This window comes from uncultured Microbulbifer sp., assembly GCF_947504145.1.
Lineage (GTDB): Bacteria > Pseudomonadota > Gammaproteobacteria > Pseudomonadales > Cellvibrionaceae > Microbulbifer.
The window spans coordinates 1,062,008-1,080,846 of record NZ_CANNGQ010000001.1 but is presented as its reverse complement, the minus strand read 5'-3'; the positions used below and the strand labels follow the sequence as shown (position 1 = coordinate 1,080,846).

The 18,839-nt window shown below is 56.6% G+C and carries 15 protein-coding genes and 3 tRNA genes; 6 read left to right on the top strand and 12 right to left on the bottom strand.

Going from position 1 to position 18,839, the window contains the following annotated elements:
• The first annotated feature begins 29 nt into the window (after positions 1-29).
• From uvrC to Q1A74_RS04850, 3 genes are all read left to right on the top strand, one after another.
• A complete protein-coding gene (gene uvrC / locus Q1A74_RS04860) occupies positions 30-1,844 on the top strand; it encodes an excinuclease ABC subunit UvrC (protein ID WP_299592880.1) in 1,815 nt (604 codons plus the stop codon).
• Positions 1,845-1,947: 103 nt separating this feature from the next.
• A complete protein-coding gene (pgsA, locus tag Q1A74_RS04855; protein WP_299592877.1) occupies positions 1,948-2,514 on the top strand; it encodes a CDP-diacylglycerol--glycerol-3-phosphate 3-phosphatidyltransferase in 567 nt (188 codons plus the stop codon).
• Positions 2,515-2,652: 138 nt separating this feature from the next.
• Entirely contained in the window at positions 2,653-3,240 is a 588-nt protein-coding gene (locus tag Q1A74_RS04850; protein ID WP_299592874.1) for a DUF1524 domain-containing protein, read from the top strand.
• A 40-nt stretch (positions 3,241-3,280) separates the two neighbouring features.
• Here the strand turns inward: Q1A74_RS04850 and Q1A74_RS04845 are convergent, their stop codons facing one another.
• The 8 genes from Q1A74_RS04845 to Q1A74_RS04810 all read right to left on the bottom strand — a co-directional run bounded on the left by Q1A74_RS04845 (position 3,281) and on the right by Q1A74_RS04810 (position 10,192).
• Positions 3,281-4,627 (bottom strand): serine hydrolase, encoded by a 1,347-nt coding sequence (locus Q1A74_RS04845; protein WP_299592872.1) that lies wholly within the window; start codon positions 4,625-4,627, stop codon positions 3,281-3,283.
• A gap of 61 nt (positions 4,628-4,688) precedes the next feature.
• A tRNA-Leu gene (locus Q1A74_RS04840) sits at positions 4,689-4,775 on the bottom strand.
• A 70-nt stretch (positions 4,776-4,845) separates the two neighbouring features.
• Positions 4,846-4,919, bottom strand: a tRNA-Cys gene (locus Q1A74_RS04835).
• Positions 4,920-5,370: 451 nt separating this feature from the next.
• Positions 5,371-6,651 carry a hypothetical protein gene (locus Q1A74_RS04830; protein ID WP_299592869.1) on the bottom strand — a complete coding sequence of 427 codons (1,281 nt, stop codon included), beginning with the start codon at positions 6,649-6,651 and terminating at the stop codon, positions 5,371-5,373.
• A gap of 136 nt (positions 6,652-6,787) precedes the next feature.
• On the bottom strand, positions 6,788-7,759 hold the full coding sequence (locus Q1A74_RS04825) for an ornithine cyclodeaminase family protein (RefSeq protein ID WP_299592866.1): 972 nt from the start codon (positions 7,757-7,759) through the stop codon (positions 6,788-6,790).
• A gap of 33 nt (positions 7,760-7,792) precedes the next feature.
• The gene (locus tag Q1A74_RS04820) at positions 7,793-8,908 is read right to left on the bottom strand and encodes a proline racemase family protein (RefSeq protein ID WP_299592863.1); all 1,116 of its coding nucleotides are present in this window, start codon (positions 8,906-8,908) and stop codon (positions 7,793-7,795) included.
• Between the two features lie 216 nt (positions 8,909-9,124).
• Positions 9,125-9,201: transfer RNA gene (locus Q1A74_RS04815), tRNA-Pro, on the bottom strand.
• A 142-nt stretch (positions 9,202-9,343) separates the two neighbouring features.
• Positions 9,344-10,192 carry an acyl-CoA thioesterase II gene (locus tag Q1A74_RS04810; protein WP_299592860.1) on the bottom strand — a complete coding sequence of 283 codons (849 nt, stop codon included), beginning with the start codon at positions 10,190-10,192 and terminating at the stop codon, positions 9,344-9,346.
• A gap of 102 nt (positions 10,193-10,294) precedes the next feature.
• Between Q1A74_RS04810 and Q1A74_RS04805 the strand changes: the two genes are divergently transcribed.
• Positions 10,295-11,167, top strand: a complete 873-nt coding sequence (locus tag Q1A74_RS04805; RefSeq protein WP_299592857.1) for a GntR family transcriptional regulator — start codon at positions 10,295-10,297, stop codon at positions 11,165-11,167.
• A gap of 58 nt (positions 11,168-11,225) precedes the next feature.
• Here the strand turns inward: Q1A74_RS04805 and Q1A74_RS04800 are convergent, their stop codons facing one another.
• The 3 genes from Q1A74_RS04800 to Q1A74_RS04790 form a co-directional block, all read right to left on the bottom strand.
• Positions 11,226-12,194 carry a proline racemase family protein gene (locus Q1A74_RS04800; RefSeq protein ID WP_299592854.1) on the bottom strand — a complete coding sequence of 323 codons (969 nt, stop codon included), beginning with the start codon at positions 12,192-12,194 and terminating at the stop codon, positions 11,226-11,228.
• Between the two features lie 64 nt (positions 12,195-12,258).
• Positions 12,259-13,836 (bottom strand): aldehyde dehydrogenase (NADP(+)), encoded by a 1,578-nt coding sequence (locus Q1A74_RS04795; protein WP_299592852.1) that lies wholly within the window; start codon positions 13,834-13,836, stop codon positions 12,259-12,261.
• Between the two features lie 22 nt (positions 13,837-13,858).
• The gene (locus Q1A74_RS04790) at positions 13,859-14,758 is read right to left on the bottom strand and encodes a dihydrodipicolinate synthase family protein (RefSeq protein WP_299592850.1); all 900 of its coding nucleotides are present in this window, start codon (positions 14,756-14,758) and stop codon (positions 13,859-13,861) included.
• Between the two features lie 261 nt (positions 14,759-15,019).
• Here Q1A74_RS04790 and pepQ point away from each other — a divergent pair, with 261 nt between their 5' ends.
• Positions 15,020-16,414: a Xaa-Pro dipeptidase gene (gene pepQ, locus Q1A74_RS04785; protein ID WP_299592848.1), complete on the top strand. Its 1,395-nt coding sequence runs from the start codon at positions 15,020-15,022 to the stop codon at positions 16,412-16,414.
• A gap of 28 nt (positions 16,415-16,442) precedes the next feature.
• Entirely contained in the window at positions 16,443-17,708 is a 1,266-nt protein-coding gene (locus Q1A74_RS04780) for an FAD-binding oxidoreductase (protein WP_299592846.1), read from the top strand.
• On the opposite strand, the gene Q1A74_RS04775 is transcribed toward Q1A74_RS04780, so the two are convergent.
• Complete coding sequence (locus tag Q1A74_RS04775) at positions 17,692-18,813, bottom strand: Xaa-Pro peptidase family protein (protein WP_299592844.1); 1,122 nt, start codon at positions 18,811-18,813, stop codon at positions 17,692-17,694. The genes Q1A74_RS04780 and Q1A74_RS04775 overlap by 17 nt on opposite strands.
• Between the last annotated feature and the right edge of the window lie 26 nt (positions 18,814-18,839).

The window sequence follows — 18,839 nt, the reverse complement described above, 5'->3', positions numbered from 1 at the left end:
CTGTTTTGTTGCTGGCATAAGTAAAGGCAATGTTCGACAGCAAACGCTTTCTCACCACGGCCACCCGCAAGCCCGGTGTTTACCAGATGTTCGATGCCCAGGGTAAGGTGTTGTATGTGGGTAAAGCCAAGAACCTGCGCAACCGGCTGGGCAGTTATTTTCGCGCGAGCGGGCTGACCGCCAAGACTATGGCGTTGGTCGAGAAAATCGCCGACATCGAAGTGACTGTCACACGCAGTGAGACGGAAGCCCTGGTGCTTGAGCAGAGCCTGATCAAATCCCAGCGTCCGCCCTACAACGTCATGCTGAAAGACGACAAGGGCTACCCGTACATCTTCCTTTCTAGTAAAGATACCTTCCCGCGTATTGCACTCCACCGGGGTGCCAAGCGAAAGAAAGGGGAGTATTTCGGGCCCTTTCCCAACGCCTCATCGGTAAGAGACAGCCTCAACTTTCTGCAGAAAACCTTCCGGATTCGCTCCTGCGAAGACAGTGTCTTTGCCAACCGCTCGCGCCCGTGCCTGCAATACCAGATTGAGCGCTGTACGGCGCCCTGTGTAGACTTTATCCGGCCCGAGGATTACCAGGCGGATGTCCGCCATGCCCAGATGTTTCTTGCGGGCAAAAGTGACAGCATCCTTCGCGAATTAGCAGAGGAGATGGACAAGGCATCGGTAGCGCTCGAGTTTGAAAGAGCCGCACGGCTGCGGGACCAGATTGTCGCACTGCGCAGGCTCCAGTCGGATCAGGTTGCCGAGAGCGGCGGTGCGGATGTGGACGTGCTCGGCGTCGCGACGTCCGGCGGAATCTGTTGCGTGCATGTTCTGTTTATTCGGCAGGGGCGCATCCTTGGGAGCCGCAGTTATTACCCCAGTGAGAAACTCGGCCTGGATGATGCTGCGCTGTTGTCTGCGTTTATCCCTCAGTTCTATCTCGGTACTAATCGAGAGCTTCCTCGCCAGATACTGGTGTCGGAGCCACTGGAAGATCTGGAAGTATTACAGCAGGCACTGACAGAGCAGGCCGGGAAAGACATTCAGGTGGTGCATCGGTTGCGAGGCAATCGAGCGACCTGGGTCGAAATGGCCCAACAGGCGGCAGCCCAGAACCTGCAAAGCCGTACTGCCTCACAGCAAAAGCTTCAGGACCGTTTTGAAAACCTGCAAACGGTACTGCGCCTCGGTGAATTACCCGAGCGTTTGGAATGTTTTGATATCAGCCATTCCAGCGGTGAGGCAACAGTGGCCTCTTGCGTGGTGTTTGATACCGGTGGACCGGTCAAGTCCGACTACCGCCGTTTCAATATCGAAGGCATCACTGCCGGGGACGACTACGCGGCAATGGGGCAGGCCCTAAAGCGCCGCTATACTCGCCTATCGAATGGCGAGGGGCGTTTTCCGAATATCTTGTTGATCGATGGTGGCAAAGGCCAGGTTACCCAAGCGGTTGATACGCTCAATGAGCTGGGTGTGACCGGGGTGCAGATTATCGGGGTCGCAAAGGGCACCACCCGCAAAGCCGGTTTCGAGACACTGCATATCGTTGCCGAAGGGCGCGAGCTGGTGCTGGAATCGGATTCGCCCGCACTGCACCTGATACAACAGGTGCGGGATGAAGCCCACCGGTTTGCCATCACCGGTCACCGCCAGCGTCGCGACAAGAAGCGGCGGGAATCGCCCCTTGAGGGAATTCCGGGCGTGGGGCCGGCGAGGCGAAGGGCGCTGTTACATCACTTCGGTGGGCTTCAGGAAATTCTGCGGGCGTCGGTGAATGAACTGGCCAGCGTAGAAGGTGTGAGCCGCAAGCTCGCACAAGATATATACTCGACCCTGCATAACGAGTAGGGTGAGCGTGCTTAATTGCCCGACGGGCGTTTATTTTTTCACCCCAGATTGCTAAGTTACGCACTGCCGACGATGTGTGTTCAGCGACAGTAGAAGGACCAGCATGACTCTCGCCAATCAATTGACCCTGCTGCGCGTGGCGCTGATCCCGGTGTTAGTGCTTGTGTTCTTCCTTCCCTATAAGTGGAGTTATATCGCCTCCGCTCTTATCTTCTCCATCGCCGCCGCTACCGACTGGCTCGATGGTTACATTGCCCGCAAGCTGGATCAAAGTACGCCGTTTGGTGCTTTCCTCGATCCTGTCGCCGACAAATTGATGGTGGCGACGGCGCTTGTGCTGCTTGTCGACCTGCACAACCATATGTTTTTCACCATCGCAGCGGCCGTGATCATTGGCCGTGAGATCGCCGTATCGGCGCTGCGGGAGTGGATGGCGGAGCTGGGATTGCGCAGCAGTGTTGCGGTCAGCTATATCGGTAAAATCAAAACGACCGCCCAGATGGCCGCCATTATCGTGCTGCTGGCATTTGATGTGCGCGAGTTTCCAGTCATGGAAACCATCGGCTATATCCTGCTGTATGTGGCGGCCGCACTCACACTCTGGACTATGGTGGTCTACCTCCGTGCCGCCTGGCCCGCGCTGACAGCGGATGAGCCGGGTAAAGAGTGAATTCATAAGGTCATTTCACCGCTTTTCGATCTCTGCTCTAAAGACCGGTTCGCATTTCCTGGCTAGGGTGATTTTCGCGCCGGCGACAATTGTGTACGATCGTTCCATTGAAGTCATAACACGACAATGGAGTGACCTGTGCAGCAGTCTGGTCCCGTTGCGCTTTGCGCGTTTTCTCATCTGCGTTGCAGAGCCCTGTCCGCAATTCTTCTCGCATTTCTCTCTACTGCCTGCTTTGGGCAGGATTACGACCGGCACGAATGGCTACCGCGGTGGTCCGATGCGGATCGTGACTGCCAGAATACCCGCCACGAACTATTGATTCGTTTCTCGCTTGCACCGGTTACGTTTAAAAATAGCAAGAACTGCCAGGTTGCCTTTGGCTTGTGGATGGACCCGTATACCGGGAGCTTCTTTGAGAAAGCGTCGGACCTGGACGTAGAGCATATAGTCCCGCTGAAATGGGCTCACGATCATGGCGCTGCAGGCTGGAGCCGCGAGAAAAAGCGGATGTTTGCTGAAGACCCGGACAACTTGTGGCTCGTCGACGATGGGCGCAACCAGAGCAAAGGTCATCGCGGTCCCGACCAGTGGATGCCACCTTATGGCCCAGTGCGGCAGGTCTATCTGCGCCGCTTTATGGCAATCGCAGAGAAATACGGGCTGCAGGCCAGCGACGTTGAGTTGCAGATTTTTCTCGCCATGAAGGAGACGCATCGCGGCTAGTATCGGGCGGGTCGCGGATTGCTTGTAGGTTGGCGGAAGGTCAGCGCGGCAGGCGATCCAGAATCTCTCTGAAACGGCTTTCAACGGGGTAAGGAGCGGATGACCAGCCCAGCCGCACAATGACGGCATTGTGCGACGGTGCGACCATAAGTTTCTGCTCTCGGTTGCCGAGCATAAAGAAACAATCTGCGGGCAGTGCGGGGTAGGGCGAAGCCAGTTCTCCACCGTAATTCAGCCACAGCTGATAGCCGTAGCGAGGGTCATTGTTGCTATTGTTTGGGCGCACCGCGCGGGCGAGCCAGGCTGTATCGAGAAATGGTGCTGAAGCGCTTCCAGTTGAGGCGCCACTTCCTGTTAAGTACAAAGCCCCCAGGCGCGCCCAATCGATTGCGGTGGCGTATCCGTAAGAGCTCCCTACAAACACCCCATCGCCATCGGTTTCCATCATGACCTCCGGCAATCCCAGTGGCTGCAGAAACTCCTGTCGCCAGAAATTCAGCGCTGCCTCGGTACCGCCAAGTTGCTCGTGCATCCATCGGGCCAGCAGGTTTGTGCTGCCAGATGAATAGGAAAAGTGTGTGCCGGGTTTTTGTTTTAGCGAGCGTTGCAATGCATACCGCGAAGCGGGCAGCATTCCGAACAGCATGCGGGTTGCGTCAGATCCCGGCCGGTAGGTTTCATCAAATTTAAGCCCGTCACACATCTGCAACAGATTTTGCAGGGTGATTTCACTGCGCCCATCGCCTGCCCACTCGGGAAATAGGCTGCATGTCGAAGAGTCCGCTAATCCGAGGGTTTCCATGCGCCCATACAGCATCGCCAGCAGGCTTTTGCTCATCGACCATCCGAGTAATCGGGTACGCTCGGAAATGCCCTCGCCATAGACTGCGCCCAGAAGTGCATCGCCTTGCAGTACTACCAGCGCGCGTGTATCCAGACCCGATTCAAAGTCCTGTTCGATTTGGCTCAGCAATAGCGCCTGTATGCTGGGGAGAAGCGAGTATCGGTTCATCGGGCGCGAGCGCATGTTCGTGCCGTTCAGAGCACTCCGGTGAAGAGTCGTCTTGTGCGTGCTGTGCAGGCTACCGCCGAGCAGAGGGTGGTATTGAGCATGAACCGTCACGAGGTTGACCAGAGTTGCAGAAGTCTGATTTTCGTTCTGATGAATGGTGACTAGTTTGAATAATGGGGAGTAATTGCCGAGGTCTTTTCGAATACGCTGCGCAGAAAAGCCGCAAATGTGATGTGCAGAACAGGCAAGCTTTGCGCTCATCGCGAGCAATACTTGTATGGCCTGTGAACATTTCAAATAGATGACGGGTGCACTGATCAACAGGGCCGCAAGGACAATTAAAAATAGGGGGGTGATTGATGTTTGTTCAGGCATTATTTCGGCGGCGTACGCTGGAAACGAAGAGTGCCTGAGAAGCTTAGATGGGAAAGGAAGGTGGTGCCCAGAGCCGGACTTGAACCGGCACGTCCCAAAGGACGGGAGATTTTAAGTCTCCTGTGTCTACCAATTCCACCATCCGGGCAGATAGGGCGATCGACGGGTGTGGAGGGGCCCGTCGACTGGACCAGTCTGAGGCTCAGACTGGAAGAAAATGGAGGCTAGGGTCGGAATCGAACCGGCGTACACGGAGTTGCAGTCCGCTGCATGACCACTCTGCCACCTAGCCATAGGTGTCGCTGTGAAGCGATGAAAACGCGGCGGATTCTAGCGGAAACAGGCCAAAAATCCTAGCATTTTCTGATACTTACGCGCCACTGGGCGTGTAAGAGGGCGCTATTCTATGGGTTGGCGGAGATTAGTCAAGGGGAAGTGTTGCGGAAGCTGCGACTGGTTAGGATTTGATCGATAAGCCAGTCAAATCGCCCTTAATAACTTAAGGCGATGCAACAGGCTTTTCTATTGCCAATTGTTCTAAAGTTTTTTTTGTTCAAACTGGAAATCCGCCGGGTGTGGCTAATACTGAGAGTAGCTGGCTAGCACACATCTCCCCCACGTCGTGTTTAGTAGTGCCGGCCGGGCACCGTCCTCCATACGGGTGCCCAGTGTGTTGTAAGGATGAAATCCTCCAAGTTTCACTCCTAATGGTCTTGGCCCTGACGCTCTCCCCCCCCCCGTCGTCAGGGCTTTTTTTTGCCTGTAAGAAATGTCCGTTCCAGCTGTGGAACAGGTGCACCGGCTGCGTCTTCCACCAATGTGCGAAACTTCTCCAAAGTCACCTCGCCACGCTCCGCGGCCAGCGCGGTCACAACATTGTCCAGGCTGCGCTCGCCATTACTCGACTGCTGAATGGCAAGATCAACCTCACTCAGTACCACAGTCGCGCGCGCCGTAATCGGGCCGGAGGAACGTTTTACCAGGAGGTTGGGGGATTCTTCGCCCCATTCGGCCAGGTCTTCCAGTGCTTCGTTGTAGCGACGTTCGCTGATACCGCCAGTGCGTCGCAGAGTCTGCAGTGAGTAGTATTCGGCGATCCCCTCCACGATCCAGTCGCTTTCTTTGTCTCCGTGAATACCTGTGCCCACATGAATAAGCTCGTGGAGCATACTGCTGGTGCGGTTGCCCGAAATCAGTGGTCGGTCAGCGTGCATAAACAGCGAGCGTGTGCCGGAGAGCCCGCCGCGCCACATAGGGTCACCGGCCATCACAATCAGCAGTTTCTTGGGAAACTCAGGGAAAACCTTTTTCAGTTCGGGAAGCGTCCAGCCGAGAAACGCGAGGGTGTCCTGACGACGAAGGCCTTTGTCGAGGGGGCCGGCAATCACGGTGTCGGTCCCATCGATCACATCCTGGCGGCTGCCGATACGTCCGGCGATCATCCAGCCTTTGGGGCGGATGAAGCTGCGGCCCGGGTCGATCAGGTGAAAAATTCCCGCTTCGGATTTGTTGTAGGGCGCGAGCACATTCCAGTCGTCCGGGGCGTCAACCTCCAGCGTGGCCCTTGATTGGAGGGACTTGGGTGCGCGGGCGGAAATTGGAGGAATCAGTTTGTCACTTCTGAGAATTGTCCATTTGTCGGTCATCAAGGAGTCGAATCTCCCCGATGTTTTTTTCTCGTCGATTTTGAACTGGTAGGCGACTTCTGCGGAACCCGGTTCCGGTTTCCAGGTGGCCTCCGTACCTTCGACCGTCACATTCTCCCCATTGACCTCGCTATGGCGCTCCGGATTCAGGTGCAGCGTCAGCTGGCTGGGAAGTGCTTCTCCGACGAGGCGTATGCGTACTTGTGCCTGGTCGTCGCCGGGCTTGAGTTGCACCTTGTATTGAACGTCATAGTAGGTGTCTTCGCTCGCGGCCAGGGCAAAGGGGCTCAGGAGATAGATTAAGGCGGTGAGTACACCCGATAGGATCCCTCTTTGGGCGGGCAGGCTGAAGTAGCAAGTTTTCCAAAAATAGTGCATGGATACTTAGTGGCTCTGTCTGGTTGTCTAGGGATGTGGGTTGGACAACGGGATAGTGAAACAGTGCCAGAGAGTATCCGTCAAGGCGCCGCGGGTCGAACCCGCGCGCTACCTTTTACTTACTGCAGGTGTGCCGTCACATCGCGCTCGGTGCCACCGCCGAAGGCTGTACCTCTGCAAGCTGGTTGTAAACAAGGCTGGCGGCGACCAGATCCTCGAGTGCGTGGCCAACCGATTTGAAGCCGGTGATCGGGCTTCGTGTTGCTGGTGCAGAGGACTGGCACAGTGAGGGCAGGTGACCCATGATCGACTGCTCAGTAATGACCCCGGTTTCCAGTGGAATGCTGAGATCTCCCGTTTCGGAGAGCGCATGAGGCATAACGTCGACGTACAGAGCTACTCGCTTGATCAGCACATCATCGGCTTCCCGCATATCCGGCCGGAAAGCTCCCACCAGGTCGATATGCTGGCCCGTTCGCAGCCATTTTCCATACAGTAGAGGCGACTTGCTCAGTGTTGCGCAGCTGACAATATCTGCGTTGGCCATGCCCTGCTGGATGTCGCTGCAAATTGCCGCGTCGCACGGCAGGTCTGCAACGGCATCCAAAACCCGTTGTGCCTTTTCCTGAGAGCGCCCCCAAACGACGACCTTTTTAATTGGCCGAACACTGGTGTGCGCACGTATGAGCTCCGGCGCCAGGGTGCCGGTACCCACCATCAGCAGCACACTGGCATCCGTTGGTGCAAGGTAGTCTGCAGCCAGTGCGGACGCGGCTGCTGTGCGCATCGCGGTGATACTGGCTGCATCCATTACCGCGCGCGGTGTGCCGGTTGCAGCGTCAAAGATGGTGTAGTGCCCCTGGATCGACGGCTGCTCGCGGTTTTCTGGCGCAACCACTACGGTCTTCACGCCCAGGTATCCGTTTGCCTGCCATGCTGGCATCAACAGCAGGGTATTTTCATTGTGATGATCACGGGAGTAGCGAAAGTGATGGTGGTGCCGCTGGGGAACTTCGATCTGTTGGCTGCGGAATGCGTCTCGCAATGCGTTGATTAACTGAGGGTATTGTAGGGTCGCGCGTATGGTTTCGGCGGTGATGAATTCCATGGTCTGATCTTTTGCTTCGGGAATAGGGAATGACTAACCCAGTAAAAATCCATTTTGGAGTGGATCGTTTGGGTCGAGAAAAAATCGATGTTGGCCGGTGATATACGCTGTGCCAGAGATTTCGGGTATGACCGCAGACATCCCTGCATACTCTGTTACTTGGGCCACTCTGCCTTCAAAACGGCTCCCGGTAATACTCTCGGCCACCAGCGTTTGCGCATCGTCAAGTAAACCCTGTTCCCGGTGCAGTGCGATCCGGCCGGATACGCCGGAGCCTGTCGGCGACCGGTCGAGTTCACCGTCGGCAAATATGCAGACATTGCGACTCGTAATTGCAGCGCTTGTTGAGTCTTGTGCGTCGCGCGCGTGATGGAGTGCGCGCATGTCCATAAAAATGGTGCCGTAAAGAAATCCAAGGTCGGGTTCAACAGGGTGCACTATCGATGGGCCATTTTTTTGTACGGCCTGTTTGATGGCTCGGCCCGCGCGAATGAGCGCTTCGTAGTTTTTCGCTTCCAGAGAGAAGGGCAGCTGTGCTGCGTCGACATAGGCGTAAAAGGCTCCGCCGTAGGCAATATCGTAATGAATCCTGCCGAATTCCTCCGTCACTACGGATTGCCCGCGTGTAAATACAAACGAGGGGACGCAATAAAATCGGGTTGAAATTACCTGGCCCTGATTGTCCATTTGCGCAAACGCGTGAATCCGGCCACAGGGTGCGTCGATATTGACCGGAATTTCCGCACCGGCAGCGCCGCCTTTAACCCAGCCCAGCTCAACGGCCAACTTGGCGAGTGCAATCACGGCGTGACCGCACATCGTGCTGAAACCTTCGTTGTGGATGAACAGTGCTCCGAAATCCGCCCCCTCATCGTTCCCGGGAACGATGATGGCGCCGTACATATCGCGATGGCCACGAGGCTCCCACATCAATGCGCGACGCACTTCATCGCAATGCGCCATCGCAAATCGGCGCTTGGCTAAAACACCATTGCCTTTCAGGTGCGGGAATCCGGCCAGAATGACGCGCAACGGTTCCCCACCGGTGTGCATGTCGATCGTGTCAATACATGGCCAGCCGTCGATTCCTTTTGCGTGCAGCTGAGTATTCAGTGTTGTCGGATGTGGCGGGAAGATTTCGGTAGTCATCGGATTATTCGCTGAGCGCTAAATTTTATTTTGCCGACAATAACAATAAATGCTTTTGAGCGCAATAACACCCGGGCGAGTATTGGCCTACTGGGAGGCGAAAGGTGGTTGAGTTCTGGGTAGTAGGGCAGGAGTCCCCACAGCAAACACAATAGGACGCCGTCGAGCGGAAATTTATCCGTAGGTGATCAGGGGGGAATAGGGAGAGAAATGAAATGGTCGGTGAGAGAGGATTCGAACCTCCGACCCCTTCGTCCCGAACGAAGTGCGCTACCAGGCTGCGCTACTCACCGACTTGTACAGCGTTGATTCTCTTGCAGAATCTGCTGTGGCTTCGTTGTGAAGCGGGCGGCATTATAACAGCCGTTCCGCTTCTGTAAACCACTGATTTTGTTAAATTTAGCACTTGGTGCATCCGGCGCCCAAGTGCTTTGGTCAGCTCTTGATCTGGCGGATCAGGCCTTCCTGAGTGGTAGAGGCGACGAGGCGCCCATCTCGGGAAAATATCTGACCGCGGCAGTAGCCACGCGCGCCGCTGGCGGATGGGCTATCGGTCACGTAGAGCAGCCAGTCGTCCGCGCGGAACGGGCGGTGGAACCACATGGCGTGATCCAGGCTGGCGGGCATCAGGTTCGGGTCGAACAGGCTGATGGGGTGAGGTTGCAGTGCGGTGCCGAGCAGGGCCATGTCCGATGCGTAGCACAGCGCGCTGCGGTGTTCGATCGGATTATCCGAGAGTTCACTGTCCACCTTGAACCAGAACATGCAGCGGGGTTCGCGTACGGCGTTGTCGAAATAGCTCATCGGGTCGATTGGTCGAAAATCCACCATGTAGCGACGCTGATTTTGCGCCGCGCCCTGCATACCGGCTTCTTCGGCGAGCTGCTGGGTATTTTTGAGGTCTTCTGGCTGTACGATCCCTTCTGTTGGCATGTCTTCCTGGTGGTCGAACCCGGGCTCTTCAATCTGGAACGAGGCAGACATATTGAAGATGGCTTTGCCGTTCTGGCGGGCGACGATGCGACGGGTAGTGAAGCTGCCGCCGTCACGGATCGGGTCCACGTCATAGATGACCGGCTTTTCACTGCTTCCCGGGCGCAGGAAATAGGCGTGAAGCGAGTGGGGAAGGCGATCTTCGACGGTGCGCGCGGCCGCCATAAGTGCCTGCCCAAGGACCTGTCCGCCAAAGAGTACTTTGCGGTAGTTCTCGACATGCTCCCGGCTACGGAACAAATTCGTGTCCAGTTGCTCTACATCGAGGAGCTTGCTCAACTTTTCCAACATGGGCGATACTGCCTGTCTTGTGTAAAATTTTTACCTGAATTGTGCGTCGCCTGGGCCTATTGGCTGCCGGGCGGACCGAAAATAATAGCAAGCGCTGGCCAAATGACCATTACTGAATTTATCAAATCCGATGTGAAAGCCGTCCTACAGGCCGAGGGACGCTTACCCTATAAGCTGACTTTGGGCGCTATGTCCGCGCATTACAAGGTGAGCCTGACGCCGGTTCGCCATGCAGTGGATGAGCTGGTGGACGAAGGGGTGATTCACCGCAAAGACAATGGGCGCCTGGAGGCCAGGCCCGAGGTTCTGAAAGGGGTGAAGCTTGAAGCCCCGAAAGAGGATGCCACAGAGAAAAAACTGTACAACATCATCCGCCAGGATGTGATAGCGCGCAGTTTGAAGCAGGATACCGAGTATCTGCGCGAACACGCCACTGCAGAGCAGTATGGTGCAGGCCGGACAGTGGTGCGGCAGATCTTTTCTCGCCTGGCGGGTGCGGGCCTGATTGAGCATGTGCCGCGCTGTGGCTGGCGGGTGCACCCGTTCAGCGAGCAGGATATGCACGATTACCTGGATATTCGTGAAATGCTCGAACTCAAGGCGCTGGATCTGGCCCGTGGCCATTTTACTGATCACGAGTTGGAACAGTTACTTAAGGCGAATAAGCCCGCGCGGGGCAGTGCAAAGTCGGAACTGGATTTCGATCTGCACGATTACTGGATTGAGCGTTGCGGCAACCGGTACATCTCGGAATTTTTTACGCGCTACAGCCCATTCTACAACGCGCTGTTCAATTACGCGGTCATCGATGAGAAGGTGAAGCGCGAAATGGCGCGGGAGCATTGTGACATTGTGGAGTGCCTGTTAGCGAAAGACTGGAAGGGCGCGCGTAAAGCGCTGAGCCTGCATATTCGGGATCAGCGTGAAGCCGTTACACGGATGATCGAGTTTATTAACGAGAAGAAATACTCGTAGCACTTTGAGAGAGTGGCCAAACAAAAAAAAGGCTTGCCAGTCGGCAAGCCTTTTTTCGTTAGAACCCGTGGGCGAAGGGGTCTTCCGGGTCGAAAATGATATTGGATTCCGCGCTGATATAGGCGCTTCCGGTGATGGTAGGAATGACCTCTCCCCGCGCCGCCCCCATGCCGGACACAGGCTCGACAGAACCTTCGAAAACACTGCCGATAATACTTTCCTGCCGCCACTTTTGCCCCGGTTTGATCACGCCATCACCGTACAGGCACGCAAGTTTTGCGCTTGTCCCGGTGCCGCACGGCGAACGATCGTAGGCTTTGCCCGGGCAGAGCACAAAGTTCCTGCTGTCCGCCAAGGAAGTGTCCGAAGGTCGGGCGAAGAGCTCTATATGGTCGATCTCTTCGCCATTCTCTCCACAAATTCCTTGTTCGCGGAGCGCCTGGCGAACGCGCCAGCAAAAGTCAGTGAGATGGTCGGTATTGTCTGCACTGACGTGTTGCCCGTGATCGGATATCAGGAAAAACCAGTTCCCGCCCCAGGCAATGTCTCCACTGAAACCGCCAATGCCGTCCACATAGACCGGTACCCCTTTGCGATAGCGGTAGCTGGGCACATTTTCAACGCTCACGCGATGGTTGTTGTGCAGCACAAAAGTGACTTCACCTACCGGTGTTTCCAGGCGGTGGGTACCCGGCGTGATGGCACCGGTTCTGGCAAGGGTTGCTGCAAGGCCAATGGTGCCGTGACCGCACATACCCAGGTAGCCGACGTTATTGAAAAAGATAACCCCGGCGGCATTGTCGGGGTTCTGTGGTGCGCAGAGTAGCGCGCCGACCATCACGTCTGAGCCGCGGGGTTCGCGAATCAGCGCGGTGCGCAGGTGATCGAACTTCTCGCGAAATACCGCCAGCCGCTCGGCCATGCTGCCAGCGCCCAAATCGGGCCCACCATCGACGACCACCCGGGTAGGCTCGCCGCCAGTGTGGGAATCCACCACTTGTATTGTTTGATCCTCAGTGCCGTCCACGAATGCTCTCCAGATTGTTCTTATAGTTTACGGTCAATGACCGGCTGTGCCCGGCGCACTTCCGTCAGTTCACGGGGTTTTTGGTCCAGTTACCGTCTACCAGTCGCCAGGCCTTCAGCGGGTTTTCGTCCTGTAGCAGCGGGGGCAATCGGTGTGCACGGACGTTGTCGTAGCAATCGAGCTTACTAAAGCGAATCAGTGATGCCGGCACGCCCACTGCGGTAAACCCCGGGTGACCGGAAGCGGGAAATGGTCCACCGTGATTCATGGCCGGTGAGACCGCTACGCCGGTTGGCATCTTGTCATTCAGCAGACGACCGACCTTGTCGCGCAAGATGGGGGCCAGACTGTCGTACGCTTCATCATCTACGTCTGTGCTGGAGGAGTAAATACATCCGGTGAGATTACCTTCCAGTTGCCGCAGGAGCTCAGCAGTCTGTTGCGTACTTTCACTGACCACGATCAGTGCGGCGTTGCCGAAGGCCTCGGTCTGGAAGGCGGTTGGGTCTTTTAGAAATCCGCTACCGGACACGCAAAGCAGGGTGTTGGGCAGGCAGAAGCGGCCTTCATCGGGGGCGCGATTGTTGGTGACCAGGGTTGCCCCGGCCTCGCGAAGCTGGGTGATCGCGTTTTGCAGGCCTTGCTCGGTGCCTGCACTTAACAGGGTGCCGGGGTTTGCGCCGTCGAACAGCTCCCCACTGCGGGCGATAAACAGTTCCCCATCGTCGTTGGCGGGCACAATCACCAGCCCGGGGTTAGTGCAGAACTGGCCGCTACCCATCAGACAGCTGCTGGCGAACTCTTCTGCGAGTGCTGCACCGCGCTCGGCCAGGGCGCCGGGCAGCATCACCACCGGGTTAATACTGGAGAGTTCGGCGTAAAACGGTGTGCCTACCTGGTCCGCGGCCTGCTTCAGAGCGAGGCCGGCAGGGCGGGAGCCGGTAAAGGCGCCGGCGCTGAGGCGCGCATCACGCACCAGCTTATAGCCATCTTCACGGCTGATGGCGTAGAGCATCTGCACCGTTGCGCCCGGCAGGCCGGCCTGATCCAGGGATAGCAGCGCGAGGCTCGCCAGTTTCTGGCAGGTGCCGGGGTGGGCGGTATGCGCCTTGGCGATGACCGGATTCCCTGCGGCGATTGCAGCGGCAAAATCCCCGCCGGCAAGGCCGTTAAAAGCCAGGGGGAAATTGTTCGGGCCAAAAATGACCACCGGCCCAATGGGCCCACGCACACTGCGAATATTGGCGGCGGTATCCAGGGTAGCCTGGGCCCAGGAACCTTCGCGAGCTGCCTTGGCAGCGGCGCGCAGCTGGCCTGTGGTGCGCGGGAGCTCAACGTCCAGCAGCCGCGGTGTGAGCGGCAAGCCTGTCTCTTCGTGAGCCAGCGCGCAGAGTTCATCGGCGCTGGCTTCAATGGCGTCGGCATAGTATTCGAGAAAGCGGGCGCGATCTTCTGCGGATGCGGTTCTCAGAGTAGTTGCGGCGTTGGTTGCCGCATCCAGTGCGGCCTCACAGTCGCGCCAGCTGGACTTCGGGTAGGTGCGGTCGATGGCTTCGGTGGTAGACGGGTTTCTTGGCTGAAAGCGGCCGGATTCGGCCGCTTGTCGCCACTCGCCCGCAATCAATACGGGGGCTGTGTTCATGGCGAATTCTCCACTCATGGCGCTACTTGATGACCGGGCGGGTGGCAATGGCGGTGTGAATGATATTCAGCACCGATTCGCGTTCTGCACCGGTCAGTGACAGGCGCGGGTTGCGGCAAAGCTCTGTGCCAAAGCCACATTCCTGCACGGCCAGTTTGATGTATTGCACCAGCTTGGGTTTGGTATCCAGGTGTAGCAGAGGGGTGTACCAGCGGTAGACCTTGCGCGCTTCTTCGTAGTTGCCGCTGGTGGCCAGGTCCCACATCAGGCGGTTTTCCTGTGGGAAAGCGTTGACCAGGCCGGAGATCCAGCCGTGGGCGCCAAGCGCGATACTTTCCAGGGCGAGGTCGTCCACACCACAGAACAGGACAAAATCGTCGCTGACCAGGTTGGCGATATCTGTCAGGCGGCGGGGATCATCGGAGGCTTCTTTTACCGCGACGATATTGCTTACCTGTGCGAGCTCGGCAACCGCTTCTGCGGAAACGTCTACGCCGTAGCAGGCGGGATTGTTGTAGACCATCACCGGCAGGTCGGTCGCTGCTGCGACACCGCGAATATGGGTGACGATCTCATCCGCATCGGCTTTATAGGACATCGGCGGCAGTACCATCAGGCCATCTACACCGGCTTGTTTTGCAGCGCGGGCAAAGTTGCCCGCCTGGGTGGTGGTGTATTCCGATACACCGGTGAGCACTGGTACTCGTCCGTTCACATGTTTGACTGTCGCCGACAGCACTTCAATTTTCTCTTCCTGGCTGAGCGAGCAGTTTTCCCCCACGGTACCAAGCATGACGAGGCCATTGATACCGGCATCAAGCATGGCATCGAGATGCTTGAGCGTGGCCGGGATATTCAGACTTTCATCGGCGTTGAACTGCGTGGTTGCTGCGGGGAATACGCCGCTCCAGTTGATTTGCATGTGACTTCCTCATCATGGTCGTGGTTTGTTGTGAATGGCACAAAGGCCGATCAGGCCTCGATTCAAGCTCTTTCCGGGAAAGTTGTGAAAAAGCCCTTTGCGCTTAGTTGTTATTGTGTACAATAAATAAAGTTTTCAAAGGCTGTCAACCGAAATTTCGTTATTTGCTGGCGCAGAGACGAAATGCCGGGAATGGCTGAAGACACATAACAACCAATTTTCTGAAGCAATTCTTGCGAACCATTCTGGGGGAGAGCACCGATGTCATTAGCCAACCTGTATCAACGACATATTGAGGAAATCGTTCGGCGTCATACGCGGGCGATGGAATTTCATGGCTATAACCGGGTGGTAATCTACTCTGGTGCGCCCAAACTGCCGTTCCTGGACGACAACCACTACACCTTCAAAGTGAACCCCCATTTCAAACACTGGGTTCCACTACTGGAGCATCCGCAGTGCGCCATCGATTTTCGCCTCGGGGAAAAGGCCCGTTTGATCTATTTCCAGCCAGAAGACTACTGGCACAAGCCTCCAGCGGATCCAAAGGGTTATTGGACGGAAACATTTGATATCCAACTGGCCACATCGTTTGACGATGTCATCAGTGCGCTCGCCGGTGACACTGATCGTTGTGCATTGATTGCCGAAGATGCCACTTGTCTCCCGGAGTTACCCAAGTCTCAGGTGAATCCCAGCGTTCTGATTGACGAGCTGCATTACCACCGCGCCTACAAGACCGAGTATGAAGGGGAGTGCCTGCGCCGGGCGAACCGCCGCAGTGCTGCGGGACACCTGGCAGCGGGCGAAGTGTTTATGGTTGGCGGCACCGAGCTGGACATACATCACGCCTATCTAACGGGGGCAGGGGTGTTGGAAGCGGAGCTGCCTTACGGAAATATTGTCGCGGTCAACTCCCATAGCTCTGTACTGCACTATCACGGCGCGGAACGGGAAAAAATGACCCCCTCCGAGATACACTCTCTGGTGATCGATGCGGGCGCGGATTATCTGGGCTATGCCAGTGATATTACGCGCAGCTATGCTTTCCGGTCCGGAGAGTATGCGCAGCTTCTGGAAGCGCTGGACCAGGTGCAACAGACATTGGTGGCCGAGGTGTCTATTGGCCAGAACTTTGCCGACTTACACTGGCGAGCCCATTATTTAATCGCATGTATTCTGAGGGACTTTGATTTTGTGATGATGTCGCCGAAGGATATGGTCAGCGAAGGTATTACCGGTGTCTTTTTCCCCTGTGGCCTCGGGCACTTTATTGGCCTGCAGGTACACGATGTGGGCGGCTACCTGATGGCACCCAGAGAGCGCCCACGCCTTCGCGACCCGCGGGCACCCTATTTGCGAATGGCGAGAAACATTGAAGCGGGGCAGGCATTGACCATTGAACCCGGCATCTACTTTATGGATATGCTACTGGGCGAGTTGTCGAGAAGTAAGCACAGCTACAAGGTCAACTGGGAGAAAATCGACGCCTTTAAAAAGTACGGCGGTGTACGTGTGGAAGACTGCCTGCTGGTGCATGAGGACCGTGTTGAAAACCAATCCAGAGATGCCTTTGCGGCAATTGCCCGGGAAACTGGTGTAAAGGCGCTCAAAGTGGGCGCCTCTCCAGTAAAAACTCTGGATGCCGTCGATTAAGCTCCGTTGAATGGTCAGAATGCATACTATGTCTGAAAAACAATACAACAATGGAATTCGCCCCGTAGTCGTTGTCGGAGCCGGCATTGTCGGTGTTGCGATTGCCGAGCAATTGCAACACCGGGGGCACAAGGTCACATTGATCGACCGGGAACCTCCCGGGCGCGGCTGCTCCTACGGAAATGCCGGGCACTTTGCTACGGATGTGGTACTGCCACTCGCGAATATGAAAACCCTGTTGTCGGTTCCCCGCCTGCTGATGGATCCGCTGGGCCCCCTGTCTATTCAATGGGGGTATTTTCATAAAATTTTGCCGTGGCTGATGCGCTTTGCGATGGCGGCTGCACCGGGGAATGTTGCACGCTCCTGCCAACACCTACGTGCCCTCAACGGCCGCTCCATAGAAAGCTATGACCGGTTGCTGGGGCGCACTGGTTTGACAGATCTGATGACCAAGCGCGGGGCGCTCACGGTATACGAGCGTCCAGACTCTGAACAACGCAATCAGACGACCGTTGAACTACTCCGAAGTTTCGGGGTTGAGATTGAGGCTTTATCCGCGGCTCAAATTCGAGAGATGGAGCCCGCTCTTGGCAGTGGCGTGGCCGGCGGCTTGTTTTTCCCGCGGACTGCACACACCAGCAATCCATTCCGGCTGGTAACGGCGCTGGCCGATGTTTTTGTGCAGAATGGTGGAGAGATTTTACGAGAGGAAGTCGTGGGCTTGCGGCGCACCGCGGATTCCACGGAGATACGCCTGAGCGGTGGCGCTAGCATCGCCGCCGAACAGATTGTCATTGCCACCGGCGCCTGGTCAAAAACTCTTGCAGAACAACTTGGCTATAAGGTCCCGCTGGATACCGAGCGCGGTTATCACCTGATGTTGCCGGAGGCCGGGTGTAACCTGTCCAGGCCCTTGGTTTCCTTCGAGCGCTCGTTTGTGATGACGCCGATGGAGGAGGGATTGCGTTTGGCAGGTACGGTAGAGTTGGGTGGATTGGAGGCGGCTCCCAATTACGCCCGCGCAGATATTCTGTTTGAACACGCGCAGTCATTGTTGCCGGGTATTCATAATAAAGATGCCCAACGCTGGATGGGATTCCGTCCATCCATTCCGGATTCACTGCCAGTACTCGGCACCGCGCCGGATAACCCGCGAGTCAGCTTTGCCTTTGGTCACCAGCACCTGGGGCTGACGCAGGCGGCAATTACCGCTGAGCTGATCGCGGACCAGATGGAAGGAAAGGCCCCGGAAATCGACCTTTCCCCATTTTCCATCAAGCGCTTTCGGTAGCGCTTTGCAGCGGGATTTCAATAAGGTCTCGGGTGAAGTTGGTCAGCAATTCAATTCCCTCGGCTTTCACCAGAATATCGTCTTCGATACGCACGCCTCCCCAGCCCGGAATATAGATTCCGGGTTCTACGGTCATCACAAAACCGGGCTCAATGATCGAGTCGTCGCTGGCGGTGAAGTAGGGCTTTTCGTGGGTCTCAAGCCCGATTGCATGGCCCAGGCCGTCGCCGGCAAAACGCGCATAGGGACTCTGAGCAAGAAAGTCTGCCACCATGTTTGCCGGTTCGCAGCACGGCAGACCCGCAGCTACGCTGTTGAGTCCTAATTGCTGAGCCTCCTGAACCAACGCATATACTTCGCGCTGCTGTTCGCTGGCCTTGCCGAGAACCACTGTACGGGTCATATCTGAGCGGTAGCCTTCTATCACCGCGCCAAAGTCGATGGTGATCATGTCACCTTTGCGCAATACCCGATCCGAGGGCATGCCGTGGGGGCGGGAGCTGCGCGGGCCCGAAGCAAAAATTGTCGGGAAGGCGACACCTTCCGATCCCCGCGCGCTCAGTGCCTGCTCCAGTATCACCGCCGCTTCACGTTCACTCATACCCGGGCGCAAATTGCTCAATAACTGCTCCAGTGATGCGTCGGCTACCTGGCCAGCCTTGCGCATGTGTTGCAGCTCAGTAACGTCTTTTACCCGACGCAGCATTTCCACAACCCCGCTGAGCGGTTTGAAGCACTCCGGATCCAACCGTAAATCCACCGCGATGGACTGCCATTGACTGTAGCTGATGTGGTCCCGCTCAAAGCCCAGGCGGCTGACTTCGGCCCCGCGGGACAAGCGTCGAATGGTTTGCCCCAGGCTTTCCCTGCTGCGGTCGCGCACGATGACCTCTAGCCCGTTGCCGATGCATTGCTCCTCGGCCTGCTCACCAAAACGGTAATCGGTAATCACGTAGGCGTTGTCTCGCGCAACCAGCAGGCTGGCAACCCCTTGCTCGTCGCTGGCAAAGCCGGACAGATAGCGGATGTTGGGCATACTGGTTACCAGCAGGCCGTCGATACCAAGTCCAAAGAAGGTTTTCTGAAGATTTTGTAACCGGGTCATATCCTACCTTTCTAATTTATTACGTA

Excerpts from the sequence above, each read along its gene's own strand:
- Q1A74_RS04790 (WP_299592850.1), bottom strand. The coding sequence starts at position 14,758 with ATGCAAATCAACTGGAGCGGCGTATTCCCCGCAGCAACCACGCAGTTC.
- Q1A74_RS04845 (WP_299592872.1), bottom strand. The coding sequence starts at position 4,627 with ATGCCTGAACAAACATCAATCACCCCCCTATTTTTAATTGTCCTTGCG.
- Q1A74_RS04810 (WP_299592860.1), bottom strand. The coding sequence starts at position 10,192 with ATGTTGGAAAAGTTGAGCAAGCTCCTCGATGTAGAGCAACTGGACACG.
- Q1A74_RS04775 (WP_299592844.1), bottom strand. The coding sequence starts at position 18,813 with ATGACCCGGTTACAAAATCTTCAGAAAACCTTCTTTGGACTTGGTATC.
- uvrC (WP_299592880.1), top strand. The coding sequence starts at position 30 with ATGTTCGACAGCAAACGCTTTCTCACCACGGCCACCCGCAAGCCCGGT.
- pepQ (WP_299592848.1), top strand. The coding sequence starts at position 15,020 with ATGTCATTAGCCAACCTGTATCAACGACATATTGAGGAAATCGTTCGG.
- pgsA (WP_299592877.1), top strand. The coding sequence starts at position 1,948 with ATGACTCTCGCCAATCAATTGACCCTGCTGCGCGTGGCGCTGATCCCG.
- Q1A74_RS04780 (WP_299592846.1), top strand. The coding sequence starts at position 16,443 with ATGTCTGAAAAACAATACAACAATGGAATTCGCCCCGTAGTCGTTGTC.
- Q1A74_RS04830 (WP_299592869.1), bottom strand. The coding sequence starts at position 6,651 with ATGCACTATTTTTGGAAAACTTGCTACTTCAGCCTGCCCGCCCAAAGA.
- Q1A74_RS04820 (WP_299592863.1), bottom strand. The coding sequence starts at position 8,908 with ATGACTACCGAAATCTTCCCGCCACATCCGACAACACTGAATACTCAG.
- Q1A74_RS04825 (WP_299592866.1), bottom strand. The coding sequence starts at position 7,759 with ATGGAATTCATCACCGCCGAAACCATACGCGCGACCCTACAATACCCT.
- Q1A74_RS04795 (WP_299592852.1), bottom strand. The coding sequence starts at position 13,836 with ATGAACACAGCCCCCGTATTGATTGCGGGCGAGTGGCGACAAGCGGCC.
- Q1A74_RS04805 (WP_299592857.1), top strand. The coding sequence starts at position 10,295 with ATGACCATTACTGAATTTATCAAATCCGATGTGAAAGCCGTCCTACAG.